The sequence below is a fragment of the Frankia sp. AgKG'84/4 genome (genome assembly GCF_023242965.2).
GTDB lineage: Bacteria > Actinomycetota > Actinomycetes > Frankiales > Frankiaceae > Frankia.
Map to the genome: position 1 here is coordinate 1 of NZ_JALKFU020000446.1, position 4,426 is coordinate 4,426.

Sequence of the window (4,426 nt, forward strand, 5' to 3'; positions counted from 1 at the left end):
CGTCGTTGCTGGTGGTGAGGATGTGGGTGCCGTCGGGGCTCCACGCGCCGCCGGTCACCGGGTTGGTGTGGCCGGTGCGGGACGGGCCACGACCGTCTCGACCGCGTCCGCGCCGAGGGCCCGCAGCTCGATCGCCAGCCGGCCCGGACGCGGCCGGGTCCGGGCGACCAGCACACGCACGCCGGCCAGCGGGCGGGTCAGATCGACCGCGGCGTCGTCACGGGCGGCCACCTCACCCACCACGATGACAGCCGGGGAGCGCACCCCGGCGGCGATCGCGTCGACGGCCAGGGCGTCCAGGGTGGTGCGCAGAACCCGCTGGGCGGGGGTGGCGCCCCGTTCGATCACGGCCACCGGCGTCGCCTCGGCGCGGCCGCCGGCCAGCAGAGCGTCGGCGATGTCCATGAGCCGCGCCACGCCCATCAGGACGACGATCGTCGCCCGGGACGCGGCGAGGCCGGCCCAGTCCACGGTCGACCCGGGATGACCGGGGGACAGGTGCCCGGAGACGATCACGATCTCCTGCGCCGCGTCGCGATGGGTGACGGGGACGCCGGCCAGCGCCGGCACCGCGAGCGCGGAGGTCACGCCGGGCACGACGCCGCAGGGCACGCCGGCCGCGGCACAGGCCTCGGCCTCCTCGCCGCCGCGGCCGAACACGTACGGGTCGCCGCCCTTGAGCCGCACCACCCGGGCACCGGCGCGGGCCCGGTCGACCAGTACCGCGTTGATCTCCTCCTGGGACCAGGAGCGGGTGGTGGGGCTCTTGCCGACGTGGATGATCTCAGCCGACGACGGCGCGTGGTCGAGCAGCATGGCGCCGGCCAGCCGATCGACCACGACGACATCGGCGGCGGCGAGCAGCTCGCGCCCGCGCACCGTCAGCAGCCCCGGATCTCCCGGGCCCGCGCCCACCAGCCAGACCTCTCCCGCACCGCACCCGTCTGCCACGGCGTGCAACCTATCTGTTCGCCTCGGGCGGATCCGCGCCGACGGATCAGTGAATGCCGCACTCCGTCTTCGCGGTGCCGGCCCAGCGCCCGCCGCGGCCGGAGCCGCGCAGGGTGCACGGCTGGCAGCCGACGGAGTCGTAGCCGTCGGAGAGCAGCGGGTTCACGATGACGTTGTGCTCGGCGACGTAGCGGTCGACGTCCTCGTCGGTCCAGGCGGCCAGCGGATGGATCTTCACCTTGCCGCGGCGGGCGTCCCAGTCCACGACCTTCAGGCCCGCGCGCTTGGCGGACTCGGCGCGCCGGGAGCCGGCGGCCCAGGCGCGGTAGGGCGCCAGCGCCCGGTCCAGCGGCACGACCTTGCGCATCCGGCAGCACAGGTCGGGGTCGGTACGGAACAGGTCGGCGCCGTGCACGGCGTCCTGGCCGGCGACGGTGAGCTGCGGGCGGGCACTGATGATCGGAAGGTCGTAGGTGGCGGCGACCGCGTCGCGGGTGCCGATCGTCTCGGCGAAGTGGTAGCCGGTGTCGATGAAGACCACCGGGATGTCCGAGCGGATCCGGGCGAGCATGTCGACGAGGACCGCCTCGGCCATGGACGCGGCGACCACCAGCTTCGTGCCGAACTCCTCGGCCGCCCAGCCCAGGATCTCCTCGGCGGGCGCGCCCTCCAGCTCGTCAGCGGCCCGCAGCGCCCGGGTCCTCAACGCGACGTCCATCAGCTTGTCTCCTCGTTGCCACGTTCCCGGGGCCCGACCGCGAGGGCAGTCAGGCTCAACCGAAAGCCGCGCCGGCAGGACCGGCACGACCAGTGCCCGTGCCCGGAGCCGGCGCCGTCGGGCGCCAGTTCCGGAACGATGTCCTCCTCGCCGCAGTACGGGCAGTAGAAGGGCACCGCGCGATCGGCGCTAGCCACCAGAACCCGCCGCCGTCAGCGACGATTCCTCGGCGCGCTGCGCCCAGTCGGCGAAGCTCTCCTCGCCGTCCCGCTCGGCCTGGTAGGTCGTCAGCAGGCCGACGACGTAGTCGACGAGCCCGTCCGCGGTGACCTTCAGGCCCCGGGACTTGCGACCCAGACGCGAGTTCGTCCCGAGGTGACCGCCGAGGTGCACCTGAAATCCCTCGACCATCTCCCCGGCGTCGTCCGGGACGAGCGAGCCCTTGAGCCCGATGTCCGCGACCTGGAAGCGGGCGCAGGCGTTCGGGCAGCCGTTGATGTTGATGCCGATCGGCTCGTCGAAGTCCGGCAGCCGGCGCTCCAGCTCCGTGATCAGGTCGCGCGCGTTGCCCTTGGTCTCGACGATCGCCAGCTTGCAGAACTCGATGCCGGTGCAGGCCATCGTGCCGCGGCGGAACACGCTGGGCCGGACCACGAGGTCGAGGGCGGCGAGCTCGGTCTCCAGCGCGTCGACCGCGTCGTCGGCGACGTCGAGGATGACGAGCTTCTGCGTCGTCGTCGCGCGGATACGGCCCTGGCCGTACCGGTCGGCGAGGTCCGCCACGGTCGCCAGCGTCGTCCCGGTGAGCCGGCCGGCCCGCGGGGCGAAGCCCACGGCGTTGCGGCCGTCGCGCTGGCGGTGCACGCCGACGTGGTCGCGGCCCTCGCTGCGCGGCGGCGCCGGCGCCGGCCCGTCCGGCAGCGCGGCGCTCAGGTACTCCTTCTCCAGGGTGGTCCGGACCCATTCGGGGCCCATGTCCGCCACCAGGAACTTCAGTCGCGCGCGGGTGCGCAGCCGGCGGTAGCCGTAGTCCCTGAACAGGGATGCGACGCCGTGCCAGACCTCGGCGACCCGGTCCGGCGGCACGAACGCCCCGAGCCGCACGCCCAGCCGCGGGTTCGTCGAGAGGCCACCGCCGACCCACAGGTCGTAGCCGGCGCCGAGCTCGGGGTGGACGACGCCGACGAACGCGATGTCGTTGATCTCGTGCAGGGTGCAGTGGTCGACACAGCCGGAGATCGCGCTTTTGAACTTGCGGGGCAGGTTCGCGAGCGTCGGGTCGCCGACGAAACGGCGCACCACTTCGTCGATGACGTCGCTGCCGTCGATGACCTCGTCCCCGTCGACGCCGGCGAGCGGGCAGCCGAGGATCACCCGCGGGGTGTCACCGCAGGCCTCCGCGGTGGTCATCCCGGCACCCTCGAGCGCCCCCCAGATCGCCGGCACGTCCTCGATCCGGATCCAGTGGAGCTGGATGTTCTGCCGGTCGGTGACGTCGGCGACGTCCCGGCCGTACCGGGTCGAGATGTCGGCGATGACGCGGAGCTGGTCGGCGCTCATCCGGCCGCCGTCGAGGCGCACCCGCTGCATGAAGTAGGAGTCGTCGAGCTCCTCGGGCTCCAGGACCGCCGTGCGGCCGCCCTCGATGCCCGGCCGGCGCTGCGTGTACAGGCCCCACCAGCGGAACCGGCCGCGCAGGTCCTGCGGGTCGATGCTGTCGAAACCGGTGTGCGGGTACTGGTGGAGGATGCGGTCGCGCACCTCCAGACCGCCTTGGTCCTTCTTCATCCGCTCGTTGGCGTTGAGCGGCTCGGAGTAGCCGAGCGCCCACTGGCCCGCCCCCTTGGGACGGGACGGGCTCGTGGTGGATCGGGCCGGACGGGCAGGAGAAGACATGGGAGATCTCTCGACGCGCGGGGAGGCGCGACGCCGTGGACACGGCGCCGCGCAGGGACGTCAGGACGTCAGCGGAAGCGGCGACAGCTCGCGCTGGAGACCCGCAGCAGGTCGACGTGCAGACGGGCGACGAGCATCGGCTCGATCACCAGGCACGAAGCCGCGGGGGACGGCGCTACCCCACGCCGGGACGCGACGCCGACCTGTTGGCCGGACATGCGCGAGGCCGGCGCCCAAGGGGTGAGGGCGCGCAGGAACACGGGTCCATGTTTCCACAGATGGGGCGCCGATGGGCAGGTTGTGAGAGCGATGACCTGTCGAGCCGCCACCACTGGGCGGCAAATCACCACAACCCGGGCGAATCCGCCTCCCCAACGCCGCCTTCGGACACCGCCACCACAACCCTACCGCATCGGTAGGGAAGATGAACAAGTCCCGATCAGGTCAGGCGCGGAGAGGCACACAGCTTGCGCAGCTGATCCACGAGGGGCCCGGTCGCCAGACCCTTCTCCAGCAGCGCGTCAGCGCCGAGGGCGAGCACCCGGTCGAGCAGCGCCGCCTCAGAGAACCCCGTGAAGATCACCACCACCGCCCGCGGCGCCGCCCGGCGGATCCGGGGCAGCGCGCCGATGCCGTCCAGCACCGGCATGGCGAGATCGAGTAGGACGAGGTCCGGCGCAGTACGGACGACCTCCTCGATCGCCTCCGCCCCGTTGGATGCGGCACCGACGATCACGAAGTCCGGCTCGGTGCCCAGCAGCAGGCACAGCAGATCCCGCACACCGTCGGCGTCGTCGACGACGACGACCCGGCGCGGCGGCGGAGCAGGCGGCGGGCCCGGCACGCCCGCCCCGGCGCGGG

The 4,426-nt window shown here is 73.1% G+C and carries 6 protein-coding genes; all 6 read right to left on the reverse strand.

Annotation, left to right across the window (positions count from 1 at the left end):
• Positions 1-54: 54 nt before the first annotated feature.
• Positions 55-915 carry a uroporphyrinogen-III C-methyltransferase gene (gene cobA / locus MXD58_RS20920; RefSeq protein WP_250609775.1) on the reverse strand — a complete coding sequence of 287 codons (861 nt, stop codon included), beginning with the start codon at positions 913-915 and terminating at the stop codon, positions 55-57.
• 82 nt (positions 916-997) lie between these two features.
• Positions 998-1,669, reverse strand: a complete 672-nt coding sequence (locus MXD58_RS20925; protein WP_248839646.1) for a phosphoadenylyl-sulfate reductase — start codon at positions 1,667-1,669, stop codon at positions 998-1,000.
• Positions 1,669-1,866 carry an Insertion element protein gene (locus MXD58_RS20930; RefSeq protein WP_248839645.1) on the reverse strand — a complete coding sequence of 66 codons (198 nt, stop codon included), beginning with the start codon at positions 1,864-1,866 and terminating at the stop codon, positions 1,669-1,671. The genes MXD58_RS20925 and MXD58_RS20930 overlap by 1 nt, the downstream gene beginning before the upstream one ends.
• Positions 1,859-3,565 carry a nitrite/sulfite reductase gene (locus MXD58_RS20935; protein ID WP_248839644.1) on the reverse strand — a complete coding sequence of 569 codons (1,707 nt, stop codon included), beginning with the start codon at positions 3,563-3,565 and terminating at the stop codon, positions 1,859-1,861. Before MXD58_RS20935 ends, MXD58_RS20930 begins: the two co-directional genes overlap by 8 nt.
• Positions 3,566-3,633: 68 nt before the next feature.
• Complete coding sequence (locus tag MXD58_RS20940; RefSeq protein ID WP_248839643.1) at positions 3,634-3,783, reverse strand: putative leader peptide; 150 nt, start codon at positions 3,781-3,783, stop codon at positions 3,634-3,636.
• Positions 3,784-4,004: 221 nt separating this feature from the next.
• Complete coding sequence (locus MXD58_RS20945; protein ID WP_250609776.1) at positions 4,005-4,409, reverse strand: response regulator; 405 nt, start codon at positions 4,407-4,409, stop codon at positions 4,005-4,007.
• Positions 4,410-4,426 lie beyond the last annotated feature (17 nt).